This window comes from Mycolicibacter icosiumassiliensis, from assembly GCF_900078685.2.
Lineage (GTDB): Bacteria > Actinomycetota > Actinomycetes > Mycobacteriales > Mycobacteriaceae > Mycobacterium > Mycobacterium icosiumassiliensis.
In genome coordinates this window covers 680,135-695,519 of record NZ_LT546170.1, presented here as the reverse complement: position 1 = coordinate 695,519, position 15,385 = coordinate 680,135, and the positions used below count along the sequence as shown (strand labels likewise).

The 15,385-nt window shown below is 66.3% G+C and carries 14 protein-coding genes; 11 read left to right on the top strand and 3 right to left on the bottom strand.

Annotated elements, in window-relative coordinates:
• Positions 1-2: 2 nt before the first annotated feature.
• Positions 3-446, bottom strand: coding sequence for an MmpS family transport accessory protein (locus BN4346_RS45930; protein WP_067976921.1), 444 nt, complete (start codon positions 444-446; stop codon positions 3-5).
• Positions 443-904 (bottom strand): hypothetical protein, encoded by a 462-nt coding sequence (locus BN4346_RS45925; RefSeq protein ID WP_067976920.1) that lies wholly within the window; start codon positions 902-904, stop codon positions 443-445. Before BN4346_RS45925 ends, BN4346_RS45930 begins: the two co-directional genes overlap by 4 nt.
• Before the next feature lie 135 nt (positions 905-1,039).
• Here BN4346_RS45925 and BN4346_RS45920 point away from each other — a divergent pair, with 135 nt between their 5' ends.
• Complete coding sequence (locus BN4346_RS45920; protein ID WP_078058882.1) at positions 1,040-1,609, top strand: TetR/AcrR family transcriptional regulator; 570 nt, start codon at positions 1,040-1,042, stop codon at positions 1,607-1,609.
• Positions 1,610-1,869: 260 nt separating this feature from the next.
• Here the strand turns inward: BN4346_RS45920 and BN4346_RS45910 are convergent, their stop codons facing one another.
• On the bottom strand, positions 1,870-2,478 hold the full coding sequence (locus BN4346_RS45910; protein ID WP_067976919.1) for a TetR/AcrR family transcriptional regulator: 609 nt from the start codon (positions 2,476-2,478) through the stop codon (positions 1,870-1,872).
• A gap of 202 nt (positions 2,479-2,680) precedes the next feature.
• Here BN4346_RS45910 and BN4346_RS45905 point away from each other — a divergent pair, with 202 nt between their 5' ends.
• The 10 genes from BN4346_RS45905 to BN4346_RS45860 all read left to right on the top strand — a co-directional run bounded on the left by BN4346_RS45905 (position 2,681) and on the right by BN4346_RS45860 (position 15,379).
• Positions 2,681-3,493 carry a class I SAM-dependent methyltransferase gene (locus BN4346_RS45905; protein ID WP_067976918.1) on the top strand — a complete coding sequence of 271 codons (813 nt, stop codon included), beginning with the start codon at positions 2,681-2,683 and terminating at the stop codon, positions 3,491-3,493.
• A gap of 191 nt (positions 3,494-3,684) precedes the next feature.
• The gene (locus tag BN4346_RS45900; RefSeq protein WP_067976917.1) at positions 3,685-5,154 is read left to right on the top strand and encodes a cytochrome ubiquinol oxidase subunit I; all 1,470 of its coding nucleotides are present in this window, start codon (positions 3,685-3,687) and stop codon (positions 5,152-5,154) included.
• 20 nt (positions 5,155-5,174) lie between these two features.
• On the top strand, positions 5,175-6,215 hold the full coding sequence (cydB, locus tag BN4346_RS45895; protein WP_067976916.1) for a cytochrome d ubiquinol oxidase subunit II: 1,041 nt from the start codon (positions 5,175-5,177) through the stop codon (positions 6,213-6,215).
• 56 nt (positions 6,216-6,271) lie between these two features.
• The gene (cydD, locus tag BN4346_RS45890) at positions 6,272-7,885 is read left to right on the top strand and encodes a thiol reductant ABC exporter subunit CydD (protein WP_067976915.1); all 1,614 of its coding nucleotides are present in this window, start codon (positions 6,272-6,274) and stop codon (positions 7,883-7,885) included.
• Entirely contained in the window at positions 7,872-9,563 is a 1,692-nt protein-coding gene (gene cydC, locus BN4346_RS45885) for a thiol reductant ABC exporter subunit CydC (protein ID WP_067976914.1), read from the top strand. The genes cydD and cydC overlap by 14 nt, the downstream gene beginning before the upstream one ends.
• A gap of 42 nt (positions 9,564-9,605) precedes the next feature.
• Positions 9,606-10,634: a fused (3R)-hydroxyacyl-ACP dehydratase subunits HadA/HadB gene (locus BN4346_RS45880; RefSeq protein ID WP_067976913.1), complete on the top strand. Its 1,029-nt coding sequence runs from the start codon at positions 9,606-9,608 to the stop codon at positions 10,632-10,634.
• A gap of 472 nt (positions 10,635-11,106) precedes the next feature.
• Positions 11,107-12,381 carry a PPE family protein gene (locus BN4346_RS45875; protein WP_067976912.1) on the top strand — a complete coding sequence of 425 codons (1,275 nt, stop codon included), beginning with the start codon at positions 11,107-11,109 and terminating at the stop codon, positions 12,379-12,381.
• 68 nt (positions 12,382-12,449) lie between these two features.
• Positions 12,450-13,772 (top strand): PPE family protein, encoded by a 1,323-nt coding sequence (locus BN4346_RS45870; RefSeq protein ID WP_067976911.1) that lies wholly within the window; start codon positions 12,450-12,452, stop codon positions 13,770-13,772.
• A 53-nt stretch (positions 13,773-13,825) separates the two neighbouring features.
• Complete coding sequence (locus BN4346_RS45865; RefSeq protein ID WP_067976910.1) at positions 13,826-15,001, top strand: sodium-dependent bicarbonate transport family permease; 1,176 nt, start codon at positions 13,826-13,828, stop codon at positions 14,999-15,001.
• Between the two features lie 57 nt (positions 15,002-15,058).
• A complete protein-coding gene (locus tag BN4346_RS45860; protein ID WP_067976909.1) occupies positions 15,059-15,379 on the top strand; it encodes a DUF732 domain-containing protein in 321 nt (106 codons plus the stop codon).
• Positions 15,380-15,385 lie beyond the last annotated feature (6 nt).

Sequence of the window (15,385 nt, the reverse complement as noted above, 5' to 3'; positions counted from 1 at the left end):
GCTCACGCGGACTTCACCCGGCAGGCGATGTCGGCATTCAGGTGGGTGTCGCTGTGCTCGTCGAGAATCACGTCGTTGACCAGGATCCGGCAGCCGACGTACCCGCCGCGTACCTGGACCGAGATGCTTCCGGACACCACGGTGAGCATCGTCGTCTCCTCATGCGCCCAGGGCAGGGCCTCCAGGTGGACTTCATGGGGATGGCCGTCGAGGTCGACGTAGTCCAGAATACCGCCCGTGCCTACATCGCCGAACACCTCATAGGTGAGCTTCTTCGGATTGAACTCTGGCGGTGCTTGTGGTGGCAGGACAGTCAAAACCGGTCCCGGGTCAGACATTTCGTGGACTTTCACCATACAGACCACACCTATGCCCAGCGCGATGACAGCGACCAGCGGCAGCCAGCCACGCGGCAGGACGGAGTTGCCCGAGGAACGCCGGCTCACTCGGCTTCCCCTGTCGAAGCCGTCGGTAGCCGCCTTTTGAGCTTGACGATCCGCAGCAGCTGCGCGGCCATGTTGATCGAACCCATCATCGGGATGACTCCGATGAACGTCCGCTCCGAGGGAGTGGCGCCGTGCAGCTGCTCGAGGCTGCCGAGCACGTAAGCGCAGCCGAGCGAGAAGCTGGTAGCCGGGATACAGAACGCCAGTGGTGATCGCTGTTGGTTGATGAAACGCGTCGCGTACTCCAGCTCTTCGGCTGTCAGTGGTTGACGTTTGCGCACCTTGGCCAGCACTGCCTGTTTGGCCCCGATCCCTTCGCTGATCGGCAGCGGCGGTCGACGTCGCATTCGCCAGATGTGAAAGAACGCACCGGTGGCGAAGAACAGCAGCGCCACCAGGAAAATCGCCGTTAGGTTGCCGAATAGGTGCCAGTTGGTGCCGAACATGTTCCAGTTCATCGCCGACACTCAACCCCCGAACCGCCGCTCGCTGCTGCCCTCTTGGACCTAGGCAGCCGATTAGTGATGCTAAACGTCCGCTAATCGGACGTCAACATCCTAAAAACGGACGATGCTGTGGCTATCATGGGAATCATGAATGCCGAGTGCCCGGAGCTCACCGGTGCGCAATCACGCACCCGGGCCGCCATCCTGGACGCGACAGCATCGGTGCTGGCCCGGGACCGCACCGCCACCCTGCCCGAGATCGCCGCGGCCGCGCAGGTCGCTCGGTCCACCCTGCACCGCTATTTCGCCGACCGGGATCGACTGATCTACGAAACCACCATGGATTCGATCCGCGTCATCAGCGACGTCTTGAGGCAGGCGGCGACGGCTCAGGGCCCGGTGATCGAGGCGATGCGACGGGTGATCACCACCCTCGTCCCCGAGGGTGATCGGATCGTGTTCCTGTTCGCCGACCCGGCCGTATTGCAAGATATTCCCGCCGAGCATCGGCCGGACTCCACGCCCATCCTCGACCTCATCGTCCGCGGCCAAGAAGAAGGCGTGTTCGACCCCGAGATCAGCGCGGAATGGATCCGGGTCGCATTGTTCGGCCTGTTGGGCAAGGCTTGCAGCGAGGCGGCGCGTGGCACGGTGCCCCGCCACAGCATCGTGCCGACGCTGATCCGGATCTTCGAGCGCGGTGTGACAGCCGGCTGACCCGGGGCAGGCCACCACCCTGCGCCCCGACCAATCGGCGAAGGTGGCCGACGAGTTGACCTTGGCCTGCGACGCCGACCACAAACTGATGGACAAGGGCTGGCGAACCGTCAAACGCCGAGACGGCCGGGTCGAATGGATCCCGCCTCCGCAGCTGGGTTTGCGCGGCGCCACCAACGACTTTCACCACCCGGAGCGATATTTGCCGAACGGGCCGCCGGACCAAGCCGACCGCGATGTCGGCCACGGCAGCGCCGCGCTCAGGCCGTGGGCGACGCCCGAAGTGCGGGCAATACCAAGGTGTCGATCACTTGCCGGACGAAGCGGGCATCCGCGGTCTGGCCGCGGGTGCCCTGCAGCCGTCCCATCGCCAGCACGACGTCGGCAACCATCGACCAGTCCCGGTCGGGGTCGATTTCACCGCGGACCGCGGCCTGCGCCACGATCTTGGCGACCAGGCCCTTGCCTTTGACCAAAACCAGATCGTCGACTGCAGCGGCCAGGTCGGGATCGTGTGCGGCCTCCAAGGCGACACGCAACACCAGGTCGTTGGGAACGGGGTCGTCATCGATGCGCCCGATCTGTTCAATCAACGCATCGAAGTCACCTGCCAGGCTGCCGGTGTCCGGCGCCTCCTTGGTGAGCAGATCAGGTCGCCAATAGATGAGAGCGTCAGTAACCAATGCCGCCTTGGACGCCCAGCGTCGGTAGATCGCGGCCTTTCCCACGCCGGCTCGCGCGGCGATGTCGTTCATATTGGCCGCGTCATATCCGTTTTCCGACACGACCGCCAGGGCGGCGTCCAAGATCGCCGGATCGCGGGATCTGTCCAGCCGTCCATCGGTGCGCTGACGCAGTTTTGATTCCATCTCGCTGACAGCTTGACAGGTTTACGCGCAAGTTTCACACCGTCGTCGGCTGCGGCATCGGCTCGGTTTCGCGATCGACGGCGTCATAAAAGCCCGCACGGGCACCCCGCCCCGCAGTGGACCCCCGGAGACGAACCCCACGACGGAAGCCAAAGTGGCTAGGCTGACAGCGAAATTCGGGCATAGATTCTTGAGGTGAGCTATGGGTAAAGTCCAACCCGACCTCGGCGAGGTCCAAGAAACTCTGTTGATTCCGCTGTACGGACGCGCACGCGATAACGCGAAGCGGCACCCGATACTCCACGATGCCCGCGCCGCTGAGCTGGTGAACGACCTGGATTACGACTTCACGCGTTTTCGCGGCGGCTCGCTGCCAGGCTCGGTGCTGCGCACGGCGATCTTCGATGTCTGGGTCCGCCAATTCCTGCGCGACCATCCCGGCGGCACGATCATCGAGATCGGCACCGGGCTCAACACTCGCTTCGAACGAGTCGACAACGGCGCGCTGCGCTGGTTCGACTTGGATCTACCCGACACCATCGAGCTGCGCCGGCGCTACTTCGCCGACACCGACCGCCGCACCATGCTGGCGGGCTCGGTCCTGGACACCGATTGGTTCGACACCATCGCCGCTGCCCCGGCCCCGTATTTGTTTGTCGCCGAGGCCGTACTGCTGTACTTCCCCGAAGACCAAGTGCGCGGCGTCGTTCGCAATCTCACCGAGCGGTTCGCGGGATCGCAGCTCATCGTCGATACCGGCGGCCGGGCGATGATCGAGAACCAGCACCGCAATGGTGCGATGAAAGCCGTTGCCGCCCGGATGAAATGGGTCTGCGACGAGCCGCGTGAACTCAATGCCTGGGGCATGGAACTGCGGGAAAGCCTCACCATGGCAACCCCGCAGCCCGAACTGGCCGCTTCGCTGCCGTGGCGCTATCGCTTCGGCCTGCCGGCGCTGGCGCGAATTCTTCCCGGGGTCGTGAACGCCTACCGGTTCAACCTGTTCCGGCTGTGAAGTCCGGCGTTATCCGGCTGATGTTCGCCCATCGGCACCGCCGCCGGCCCGCCGTCGCCGCCATCTTCGCCTAGCCGGGCCTCAGCCAGCCGGGCACGCAATAGCCATAGGTCAATAAAAACCTGGTGCTCGCCGCATTCAACTACTACACTTCGTCGTAGTATCGGCTCAGCAGCTCCGGGAGATCGCCCATGGACGTTGTCGATTTATCGCGGTGGCAATTCGGGATCACCACCGTCTATCACTTCATTTTTGTGCCGCTGACCATAGGTCTAGCCCCTTTGGTCGCGGTCATGCAGACGGTGTGGGTGCTCACCGATAACGTCGCCTGGTATCGACTGACGAAGTTCTTCGGCAAGCTGTTCTTGATCAACTTCGCCCTGGGAGTTGCCACCGGGATCGTGCAGGAATTCCAGTTCGGAATGAACTGGAGCGAGTACTCCCGGTTCGTCGGCGATGTGTTCGGCGCACCGCTGGCGATGGAGGGTCTGGCCGCCTTCTTCTTCGAGTCCACTTTCATCGGGCTGTGGATCTTCGGCTGGAGCCGATTGCCGCGGGTGGTGCACCTGCTGTGTATCTGGGTTGTCGCCATCGCCACCAATGTGTCGGCGTTCTTCATCATTGCCGCCAACTCGTTCATGCAGCACCCGGTCGGCGCTCATTTCAATCCGGAGACCAAACGCGCCGAATTGGACAGCATCATGGCGCTGTTCACCAACAACACCGCCCAGGCCGCCCTGTCGCACGCGGTCGCCGGCGCGTTCTTGACCGCCGGAACCTTCGTCGCCGCGGTAAGCGCCTGGTGGATGGTCCGCTCGCGCGCCGGCGGCGCCCCGGTCACCGCCGACAGTGACGCGGCCACCATGTACCGACCGGCGACCATCCTCGGGTGTTGGGTCGCGCTGGTCGCCGCGGTTGGGCTGTTCTTCACCGGTGACGTGCAGGGCAAGCTGATGTTTGTCCAGCAACCGATGAAGATGGCGTCGGCGGAATCGTTGTGCGACACCGCCACCGACCCGAGCTTCTCGGTCTTGACCGTCGGCCGGCAGAACAACTGCGATCACCTGACCCGGGTGATCGAGGTGCCCTATGTGCTGCCGTTTCTGGCCGAGGGCCGCTTCACCGGGGTTCGACTCGACGGGGTCCGTGACATCCAGCAGCACTACGAGCAGAAGTTCGGCGCCGGCGACTACCGGCCGAACCTGTTCGTCACGTACTGGTCGTTCCGCGCGATGATCGGCCTCCTGCTGTTGCCGGTGCTGTTCGCGATGGTCGCGCTGTGGCTGACGCGCCGCGGACAGATCCCCCAGCAACGCTGGTTCTCCTGGCTGGCACTGCTGACCATCCCCACCCCATTCCTGGCCAACAGCGCCGGCTGGGTCTTCACCGAAATGGGCCGCCAGCCTTGGGTTGTCGTCCCCAACCCGACCGGGGACCCGAACGTCCGGCTGACCGTCGCCCAAGGCGTCTCGGGGAACAGCGTGGGTGTGGTGGTCACCTCGCTGGTGATGTTCACCTTGGTTTACGCGGTGCTCGCGGTGATCTGGTTCTGGTTGATCAGACGCTACGTGGCCGAAGGACCGCTGGAACACGACGCCGAACCCGCTCCGCCGGCACCGCCCGGCGAGAACGACGTGGCCCCACTGTCGTTCGCCTACTGACGGAGAAGGAGGTCATCGCGATGGACCTACATCAGGTGTGGTTCGTACTGGTCGCGGTGCTGTTTCTCGGATTCTTCGTGTTGGAGGGATTCGACTTCGGGGTGGGGATGCTGATGGCGCCGTTCGGCCGCGCGGGCTCCCGCGATCCCGAAGCGCACCGACGGGCCGCGCTGAACACCATCGGCCCGGTCTGGGACGGCAACGAGGTCTGGTTGATCACCGCCGGCGGTGCGATGTTCGCCGCGTTCCCGGGCTGGTATGCCACGGTGTTCGAGACGCTGTACCTACCGCTGTTGGCGATCCTGTTCGGCATGATCGTGCGGGCCGTCGCCATCGAGTGGCGCGGCAAGGTCGACGACCCGAAGTGGCGGGCCTGGGCGGACCTCGGAATCGCCGCCGGTTCCTGGCTGCCCGCGATTCTGTGGGGAGTGGCGTTCGCGGTCCTGGTCCGGGGCCTGCCGGTGGACGCCGATCACCATGTCCACCTGGCATTCAGCGACGTGATCAACGCCTACACACTGCTGGGCGGGCTGGCCACCGGCGGGCTGTTCCTCTTCTACGGGGCGGTCTTCACCGCGTTGAAGACCGCCGGGACGATCCGTGCCGACGCGCACCGCTTCGCGACCCAGTTGGCGCTACCGGTGACCGCGCTGGTCGGCGGCTTCGGGATGTGGACTCAACTCGCCTACGGCACCGGGTGGACGTGGCTGGTGCTGGGCCTCGCGGTGGTCGCCCAACTGGCCGCGGTGGTGCTGGTGTGGCGGCGGGTGTCCGACGGCTGGGCGTTCGCGTGCACCGCGATCGTCGTTGCAGCGGTGGTCATCTTATTGTTCGGCGCCCTATATCCGGCCCTGCTGCCCTCCACCTTGGATCCGCAGTGGAGCCTGACGATCTACAACGCCTCGTCGACCCCGTACACGTTGAAGATCATGACCTGGGCCGCGGTGATCTTCGCCCCGCTGGCGATGGTGTACCAGGGCTGGACGTACTGGGTGTTCCGGCAACGCATCTCGGCGGACCAGATTCCGCCGTCCATCGGGTTGGCGAGGCAGCCGTCCTGAGCACGCGGGCGTCTCGGGCGCCGCTGGACCCGCGGCTTTGGCAGGCATCGACGGCGGTGCGCCGCTTCCTGCTGGCCATGGTGTGCTGCGGAGTGGTGATCTCGTCCTGCGCGATCGGGTCCGCAATCGTATTGGCCAACATCGTGTCTGGAGTGATCACCGAGCCGCCGACACGAAACGTCGCGCACTGGTCACCGCTGCTGGCGGCACTCGCACTGTTGTGGGCGGTGCGCACCCTGGCGCATTGGCTGCAGGCACGCCTGGGCCAGCGCGGCGCCAGCGCGGTGATTGCCGAGCTGAGCGGACAAGTGCTGACCGCGGTCACGGCGCGCTCCCCCCGCCGGCTGGCCGCCGAGCGAGACGCCGCCGCAACCGTGGTCACCCGGGGATTGGACGGCCTGCGCCCCTACTTCACCGCCTACCTGCCCGCACTGTTGCTGGCGGCGATCCTGACCCCGGCAACCGTCCTGGTGATCGCGCTCTACGACCGACGCGCGGCGGTGCTCGTCATGATCACGCTGCCGCTGATCCCGGTGTTCATGGTGTTGATCGGCTTGGCCACCGCGGATCGCTCGGCGGCGGCCTTGGCGGCCATGACGACATTGCAGGCGCGACTGCTGGATCTGATTGCCGGCATCCCGACGCTGCGCGCCCTCGGGCGGGCCGACGGGCCGCAGCGCCGCATCGCCGAACTGTCCGACGCGCAGCGCCGCTCGACGATGGCCACCCTGCGAATCGCGTTCTTGTCGGCGCTGGTGCTTGAGCTGCTGGCCACGCTGAGCGTGGCGGTGGTGGCCGTCAGCATCGGCCTGCGACTGGTGTTCGGTGAGATGAGCCTGACCGCCGGGCTGACGGTGTTGCTGCTGGTCCCCGACGTGTATTGGCCCCTGCGCCGGATCGGGGTGGAGTTTCACGCCGCCCAGGATGGGCGCGCCGCCGCGGAGAAGGCCTTCGCATTGATCGGCGAATCGCCTCGCCAGGCTGCCGGCAGCCGCACGGTGTCCGCACGTGGTGCGCAGATTCGCCTCGAAGCGCTGAGCCTGACCGGCCGAGACGGCGACGCGCCGGCCGGCCTGACGGCGCTGATCGAACCCGGCCAAGTCACTGTGCTAACCGGAGCCAACGGGGCCGGCAAGAGCACCGCACTGGCGGCCATCGCCGGCCTCACCGAGCCCAGCTCTGGGCACATCACGGTGGCCGGCATCGATATCGCTGCCCTCGACCTGCCGAGGTGGTGGACCCAACTGTGCTGGCTGCCGCAGCGCCCGGCGCTGATCCCGGGCACGGTAGCGGACAACCTCGCGTTGTTCGGCGATCTCACCGATACCGAAGAAGCTTGCGCTGCAGCCGGATTCGACGACGTGATCGCGGAACTGCCCGACGGGCTGAACACCGTGTTGGGTCGCGACGGGGTCGGCTTGTCGTTGGGGCAGCGGCAGCGGCTGGGGTTGGCGCGCGCGCTGGGGTCGACCGCGCCGGTGCTGTTGCTCGACGAGCCGACGGCCCACCTGGATGCGGCAACCGAACAGCGGGTGCTGGCGGCACTGGTGCGACGCGCTCACGCCGGAGCGACGGTAGTGGTGGTGGGCCATCGCGCGCCGGTACTGGCGATCGGCGACCGGCTCGTGACCGTGCACAGCCAGAGAGCCGCAGACCATGCGCCGGTCTGATTCGCTCCGGTACGCCGTCGGGCTGCTGCGGCCACGCCTGCCCCAGCTGCTATTGGCCGGCCTGCTCGGGACACTGTCGCTGTGCAGCGCGCTCGCGTTGGCAGCGACCTCGGCCTGGCTGATCACTCGGGCCTGGCAGATGCCGCCGGTGCTGGACCTGTCGATCGCCGTGGTGGCGGTGCGGGCGTTCGCGATCTCGCGCGGCGTACTGCACTACTGCGAACGGTTGGTGAGCCACGACGCAGCGCTGCGGGCCGCAGGCACCGCTCGCGGACAGCTCTACCGGCGGCTGGCCCGCGGGCCGGTGGCGACCGCGGTGCGGTTGCCCAGTGGTGAGTTGGTGGCACGGGTGGGTGCCGATGTCGACGAGCTGGCCGACGTCCTGGTACGTGCCCTGCTGCCGATCGCGGTCGCCGCGGTGCTGGGCGTGGTCGCCACCGCCGTGCTTGCGGCGATCTCGCCGGGGGCAGCCGCGGTGCTGGCCAGCTGCCTGCTGGTCGCCGGTGTGGTCGCACCGTGGCTGGCCGCGCGGTCCGCCGCGGCCCAGGAACACACGGCCCGCGAGCACCTCGCCGAGCGTGACGTCGCGGCGATGGAAGCACTCGACTACGCCCCCGAGTTGCGGATCGCCGGCCTGCTGCCCGCCGTCATCGGTGAATCCGAAAACCGGCAGCGGGCGTGGGCGGCAGCCCTGGACGAGGCAGCCAGGCCGGCCGCGATCGCCGCTGCGCTCCCCACCGCCGCAATCGGGGCCAGTGTGTTGGGCGCGGTGGTGGCCGGGATCGGACTCGCCGATGCCGTAGCACCCACCACCCTGGCAGTGCTCATGTTGCTGCCGCTGTCCGCGTTTGAAGCGACCACCGCCCTGCCCGGCGCTGCCGTCGCGCTGACCCGATCGCGGATCGCGGCGCGGCGGCTGGTCGACCTGGCACCGGCGGACCCCGTGGCTGCGGACGCGCCGTGCATCTCACTGGCGGATTCGGCCGCTACGCCATCCCTGCACGCCGACCTGCGCTCCGGATATCGAGGCGATCAGTGCGTCCAGGTGCGACTTGATTTGGCGCCCGGAGACCGGCTGGCGATCACCGGTCCCAGCGGGGCCGGCAAGACCACCTTGCTGATGACCCTGGCCGGGCTGCTGACACCGCCGGCTGGTCGCGTTTCCGTTGGCGGGACCGCTCTGCAGGACCTTTCCGAAGCCGATCGGCGATTGGCGGTCAGTTTCTTCGCCGAAGACGCGCACATCTTCGCGACCACGGTCCGGGACAATCTGCTGGTGGCTCGGGGGGATTGCCGCGACGACGAACTGACCAGCACCTTGAGCCGGGTGGGACTCGGACATTGGCTGGCCGGCCTTCCCGCCGGTCTGGCAACCGTGCTGGTCGGCGGTGCCGATGCGGTGTCGGCAGGTCAGCGGCGCCGCCTGCTACTGGCCCGGGCCCTGCTCTCGCCGGCCCGGATCGTGCTGCTCGACGAACCCACCGAGCACCTCGACGCGACCGACTCCGACGAACTCCTACGGGCCGCGTTGGCGGTGCCCGGACTGTTCGGTGCCGACCGGACCGTGGTGGTGGCCACCCACCACCTGCCCGAGGGCGGCCGCTACCGGCAGCTCCATGTCCCGCACAACAGGGCAGGGGCGGGCCGCGGCCCGCAGCGCCCGTCTAGGGTGCTTTAGTCGGCTTCCGCAAACCAGCCGATAGAACGGTTGAGTCAACTCATGACCGCAGCAGAGACGTCGGCACTGGAATCCCGGGTCGGCCACTACTACCAGATGGACGGCACCTACCTGGTGGGCCGGGAGAAGGTTCGCGAGTACGCGCGCGCCGTGCAGGACTATCACCCCGCACACTGGGACGTCGCCGCCGCCGCGGAAATGGGCTACTCGGGTCTGGTGGCGCCGTTGACGTTCACCTCGACCCCGGGTATGGCGTGCAACCGGCGCATGTTCGAATCCGTCGTCGTCGGCTACGACACCTACATGCAGACCGAAGAGGTCTTCGAGCAGCACCGTCCGATCGTCGACGGCGACGAATTGACCATCGACGTCGAGCTGACCTCGGTGCGCCGGATCGCCGGCCGCGACCTGATCACCGTCACCAACACCTTCACCGACACCGCGGGAGAAGTGGTGCACACCTTGCACACCACCGTGGTCGGTGTCACCGCCGAGGACATCGGCCCGGAAGTCAAGACAGCGGTGCAGCGCGCGATGATGCACGACGTCAACATTCTGGACGTCGGCGAATCGGCCGCCCGCTATGAAAAGACCGTGCGACCCGCCGGCGAGATCCGGATCTCCGAGGGTGGCCTCACCCGTACCCCGGCGACCCCGTCCTTCGACGACGTCAAGGTCGGCGACGAACTGCCCGTCCGCCACACCCGGCTGGCGCGCGGCGATCTGGTGAACTACGCCGGTGTCGCCGGCGACGCCAACCCGATCCACTGGGACGAGGACCTCGCCAAGCTAGCCGGCCTGCCCGATGTGATTGCGCACGGCATGCTCACCATGGGCCTGGGCGCGGGCTTCGCCTCCTCGTGGACCGGCGATCCGGGCGCCGTCACCCGCTACGCCGTGCGACTGTCCGCTCCGGCGATCGTGTCGGCCAAGGACGGCGCCGACATCGAGTTCAGCGGCCGGATCAAGTCGCTGAACCCGGCGACCCGCAGCGGCACCATCTTGGTCGCCGCGAAGTCCGAGAACCGGAAGATCTTCGGCCTCGCGACTATGAACGTCCGCTTCCGCTGACTTCTGGCCGAGCGCGGGCACCGCAAGTTTAACAGGATGCCAGCAGCGCGCCTACAGTGAAGACCCAGTTCGTATACAGCTAGTTTCCAGCGAAGACTGCGTACTATTCAGTCCGAATGAGATGACGCTTGTGAAGACTATTCCACCCGAAGAAGAGGCGTGGACCGGCTTCGACAAACCGGCTGATGACGCTGCCGGTTAACTCGAATCGGCTGCGATTTTCTTGTTGGAATTAACGGAATAAAGTTCGTTAAAAAGCTCGATGTAAGCGAGTAATCGCTTCGGATGGCTTGATGACAGCTGTCTCACAACAGTTTTCGAAGCTCCACTGGTACCACTGTCAACCGAAAAATGTCGCACGCTATTTACATCGCAGGAACCCCGAATAGACAACGGCCGTCTAGAGTTCGGGATTCGACGGCGAGTTTCGAGCGTCGATATTCAGGACGCGTGACGTAAGGAGTCACCCGAGATGGATTTTGCTGCATTGCCGCCCGAGATCAATTCCGGCCGGATGTACGCGGGTGCGGGCTCCGGCCCCTTGCTGGCGGCCGCTTCGGCTTGGGACGCGCTCGCCGCGGAATTGGGTTCTGCGGCTTCGTCCTACGAGTCCGTGGTTACCAGCCTCACGGGGGAATGGTCCGGCCCGTCGTCCACGTCGATGGCGGCAGCGGCCGAGCCGTACGTGACGTGGATGAGCACGACCGCCACCCAGGCCGAGCTCTCTGCCAACCAGGCCCGCGCCGCGGCAGCGGCCTACGAGGCGGCCTTCGCCGCCACGGTGCCACCGCCGGTGGTCGCGGCGAACCGGACGCAGCTGGCAACCCTGATCGCGACGAACTTCCTGGGGCAGAACACGCCGGCGATCGCGGCCACCGAGATTCACTACGCGGAGATGTGGGCGCAGGACGCCGGCGCGATGTACGGCTACGCCGGATCGGCCGCGGCAGCAACCCAGCTCAGCCCGTTCAGCCAGCCTCCGGAGACCACCAACCCGACCGGTGCGGCCAATCAGATGGCCGCATCGGCAGAAGCAACCGCGAACTCGGCGTCATCGAATATTGCGCAGCAGGTTTCCCAGCTGCTCAATGCGATGCCCCAGGCACTGCAGTCGCTCGTGTCGAACCCAGCCGCGGCGACGGTGCCTACGGCGGTCTCCACGAACCTGACGAACTGGAACACGATCTGGTCCACGCTGACGGGGGCGTACAGCCCACTGTTCGGCTGGTCATCCCTTCCCGGCGGTCTGTTCCTGTCGTTCGGGCAGATGTACTCGTGGATCATGAACGCGATGGCTGCGCAGTCTTTCCTGGCCGGTCCGAAAGCCATCACCGGAGCGCTCCTGCCGCTTGCTCCGTTGGCGCAAACAGCAGCACTACCGGCGGCAACCCTGAGCAGCGCCACCGGCGCGCTAGGCAACGCAGCGGCGGTTGGGAAGTTGTCGGTTCCGGCGTCCTGGGCAGTCGCGGCACCGGCGACCAAGTTGGTCAGCATGGCCTCGTCCTTGCCGGCGACGCTGGAAGCCGCTCCGATGGCCGCGGTCGCCGGTCAGGACGCCATGTTCGGCGAGATGGCGCTGTCCAGCCTGCTGGGCCGCGGAATGGGCACCACCGCAACCCAAACCGTTGGTGCGGCAACCCGTTCCCTGCGCAACAGCGGCGGCGCCGATGCCTTCGGTCCGATTCCGCCCGGTGAGGCCGATCCCGCGGCCGCCACCATCATCGTGATCCCGGCACTGGACGAGTGACCCCGCGATGACGAAACATGGCCTCCCCCAGCTGACTCAGTCGCACTCGACCAGATAAGGGTGTCGAAATGTACTTCTCTCTGCTACCGCCGGAGATCAACTCGGGCAACATGTACGCCGGCGCCGGCTCCGCATCGTTGGTCGCAGCCGCCACGTCCTGGGGGCGACTCGCCAGCGAATTGAGCACCGCAGCATCCGAATACAACGCCGTGCTCGCGTCGCTCACCGGTGAATCGTGGACCGGCCCGTCCGCCGCCGCGATGACGGCCGCCGGCGAGCCCTACACCGCTTGGATGTCGGCCACCGCGGCTACCGCGGCCCAGGCCGCCGCGCAGGCCCAAGCCGCCGCCACCGCCTACGAAACCGCTCACGCGGCAACCGTTCCGCCGGAAATCGTGGCGGCCAACCGCACCCAGAACCAGATGCTGTACGCCACGAACTTCCTCGGACAGAATCTGGCAGCCATAGCGGCCAACGAAGCTCAGTACATGGAGATGTGGGCGCAAGACGCCGCGGCGATGGAGACCTACGCGGTGTCGGCCACGGCGGCCACCAAGGTCAACGCGTTCAGTGAGCCGCCGCAGACCACGACCGGGTCCGCTGAGGCGTCGTCCGCAGCCAGCGTGGGTTCGTCGGCAACCAATTCGGGTAGCAGCGCGATCTTGCAGTTCTTCGCCAATTTGGCAACGGACTACAACACCTTCATCAACAACACGCTGGCTTCGCTGACCGGTAATCCCACCGCGGGTGCGACCGCGTCTGCGCTGTTCGCCGCGGCCAAGGCTCCGCTCGGCCTGACCACGCAATTCAATGACACCTCACTGCTGGTGAACTTCCCGATCCAGAACTTTCTGAAGTTCGGAACTCCGGTGGGCCGGATTTTCGAAGGCGTGCCGCTCGGCGGTCTCGGCGCCGGGCTGCGGATGGGAGGCATGGCCGGCCTGACCTCGTCGGTGTCGGCCACCATGTCGGAGGCGAACCTGGTGGGCAACCTGTCCGTCCCGCCGAGCTGGGCGTCTGCCAGCCCGGCGATCCGATTGGCGGCCACCGGCGTCCCTGCCGCAAGCCTGGCTGCCGCCCCCGCCGCGGGGATGGCCGGCGGCCTGCTCAACCAGGCGGCGCTGGGCAGTATGGCCGGCGGCGCCCTGGGCAGTGCTAGCCCTCGCACCGCCAGCAGCAGCGGACGGATCCGGATCCAAGGTGGCAAGGCGAAGACTCCGGTCAAACTCGACGCGGTGATCGCCAAGCTGCAGAGCCAGCCCGAAGCGGTCCAGCACTGGAACGTCGACCAGGCCGGGCTCGACGAGCTGCTCGACGAACTGTCCCGGAAGCCCGGCGTGCACGCCGTGCACCTCAAGGGCGCCAAGAAGGCCGCAACCCCCCTCAGCTGACGCCGACCCGCGGCGCCAAACCTTTCCCCCACCTTTCCCCGAAAGAGAGAGACATGCTTCTCGAGTTCTGGCACAACTTCACGCACAACCTGTTCAAGCCGCTGCTGTTGTTCTTCTACTTCGGCTTCCTTCTCGCGCTGGCCAAGGTGCCGTTCGAGTTTCCGAACGCGGTGTATCAGGGTCTGACGATGTACCTGTTGCTGGCCATCGGTTGGCACGGCGGCGAGGAACTCGCCGGCATCGACCTCTCGCAGGTCGGCGGGATCCTCGGATTCATGCTCACCGGCTTCCTGCTGAACTTCGTGATCGGCACGATCGCCTACCTGCTGCTGAAATACCTGACGAAGATGCGCGAGGTCGATCGCGCAACGGTCGCCGGGTACTACGGCTCCGATTCGGCCGGAACGTTCGCCACCTGCATGGGCGTGCTGGCCACCATCGGCATGGCCTTCGACGCCTACATGCCGGTCATGCTGGCCATCATGGAAATCCCCGGCTGCTTGGTGGCGCTGTTCCTGGTCGCCCGGTTGCGCCACCGCGGTATGGACGGTGCCGGCAACATGCCCCACGAGCCGGGCTACACCGTGCCGGCCGGTTCGGTCCCGGCAGCCGTCGGCGCCACGCAGGCCGGTGACCCCACCGGCGGCCTGGCTATCGAGATGAGCCCCGAGCGTCGTGTGGAGACCGAGGTGGCCTCCAACGGGCGTCTGATCAGCCGGGAACTGGTGCGAGAGGTCTTCCTCAACCCGGGCATCTGCCTGCTGCTCGGTGGTATCGCGATCGGTTTCATCAGCGGCCTGCAGGGCTCGAAGGTCACCGGTGTCGATGACCCGGTCTTCGTCACCGCGTTCCAGGGTGTGTTGTGCCTCTTCCTGCTCGAGATGGGGCTGACCGCGGCGCGCAAGCTGAAGGACCTGAAGTCCGCCGGCCGTGGCTTTATCTTCTTCGGCCTGCTGGCTCCTAACCTGTTCGCCACGCTGGGTCTGTTTGTCGCACACACTTACTCGCAGCTGACCGGCGTACAGTTCCAGTTGGGCACCTATGTTCTGTTCGCGGTGCTGTGCGGCGCGGCGTCGTACATCGCAGTGCCGGCGATCCAGCGACTGGCAATTCCGGAAGCCAGTCCTAGCTTGCCGTTGGCCGCATCGCTGGGTCTGACGTTCGCCTACAACGTCACGATCGGTATCCCCCTCTACATCGAGATCGCCCGTCTCATCACCTCGCAGTAGAGGGATTGCACAGCATGAAAACTCCAAGGAATCCGAGTAAAGAGTAGGGGGAGAGACATGCGCAAAGTGTTATCAGTATTGGGGGTTGCCGCCGTCATCGGTTGTGCCGCGCCGGCTTACGCGGATCCAGATGCCGGCGACGGCGGCGGCGACGCCGCCTTCCTGACCGGCTTAAGAGCCGTGGGGCTCAACTTTAATAGCAGCGATCAGGCCATCGTGGCCGGCCACGCCGTCTGCAGCATGGCTAACAACGGCGATTCGGGATTGCAGGTCGTCAAACAACTCACGGCCGAAAACCCCGGGCTGACCATGGACGGTGCCGCGCAGTTCGCGGCGGTCGCCGCCAAGTCTTACTGCCCGCACCACTTGACGAAGTAGTCGGTC

Coding starts and splice junctions, on each gene's coding strand:
- BN4346_RS45875 (WP_067976912.1), top strand. CDS start 11,107: ATGGATTTTGCTGCATTGCCGCCCGAGATCAATTCCGGCCGGATGTAC.
- BN4346_RS45920 (WP_078058882.1), top strand. CDS start 1,040: ATGAATGCCGAGTGCCCGGAGCTCACCGGTGCGCAATCACGCACCCGG.
- BN4346_RS45860 (WP_067976909.1), top strand. CDS start 15,059: ATGCGCAAAGTGTTATCAGTATTGGGGGTTGCCGCCGTCATCGGTTGT.
- BN4346_RS45880 (WP_067976913.1), top strand. CDS start 9,606: ATGACCGCAGCAGAGACGTCGGCACTGGAATCCCGGGTCGGCCACTAC.
- BN4346_RS45865 (WP_067976910.1), top strand. CDS start 13,826: ATGCTTCTCGAGTTCTGGCACAACTTCACGCACAACCTGTTCAAGCCG.
- BN4346_RS45905 (WP_067976918.1), top strand. CDS start 2,681: ATGGGTAAAGTCCAACCCGACCTCGGCGAGGTCCAAGAAACTCTGTTG.
- BN4346_RS45910 (WP_067976919.1), bottom strand. CDS start 2,478: ATGGAATCAAAACTGCGTCAGCGCACCGATGGACGGCTGGACAGATCC.
- cydB (WP_067976916.1), top strand. CDS start 5,175: ATGGACCTACATCAGGTGTGGTTCGTACTGGTCGCGGTGCTGTTTCTC.
- BN4346_RS45925 (WP_067976920.1), bottom strand. CDS start 904: ATGAACTGGAACATGTTCGGCACCAACTGGCACCTATTCGGCAACCTA.
- cydC (WP_067976914.1), top strand. CDS start 7,872: ATGCGCCGGTCTGATTCGCTCCGGTACGCCGTCGGGCTGCTGCGGCCA.
- BN4346_RS45900 (WP_067976917.1), top strand. CDS start 3,685: ATGGACGTTGTCGATTTATCGCGGTGGCAATTCGGGATCACCACCGTC.
- BN4346_RS45870 (WP_067976911.1), top strand. CDS start 12,450: ATGTACTTCTCTCTGCTACCGCCGGAGATCAACTCGGGCAACATGTAC.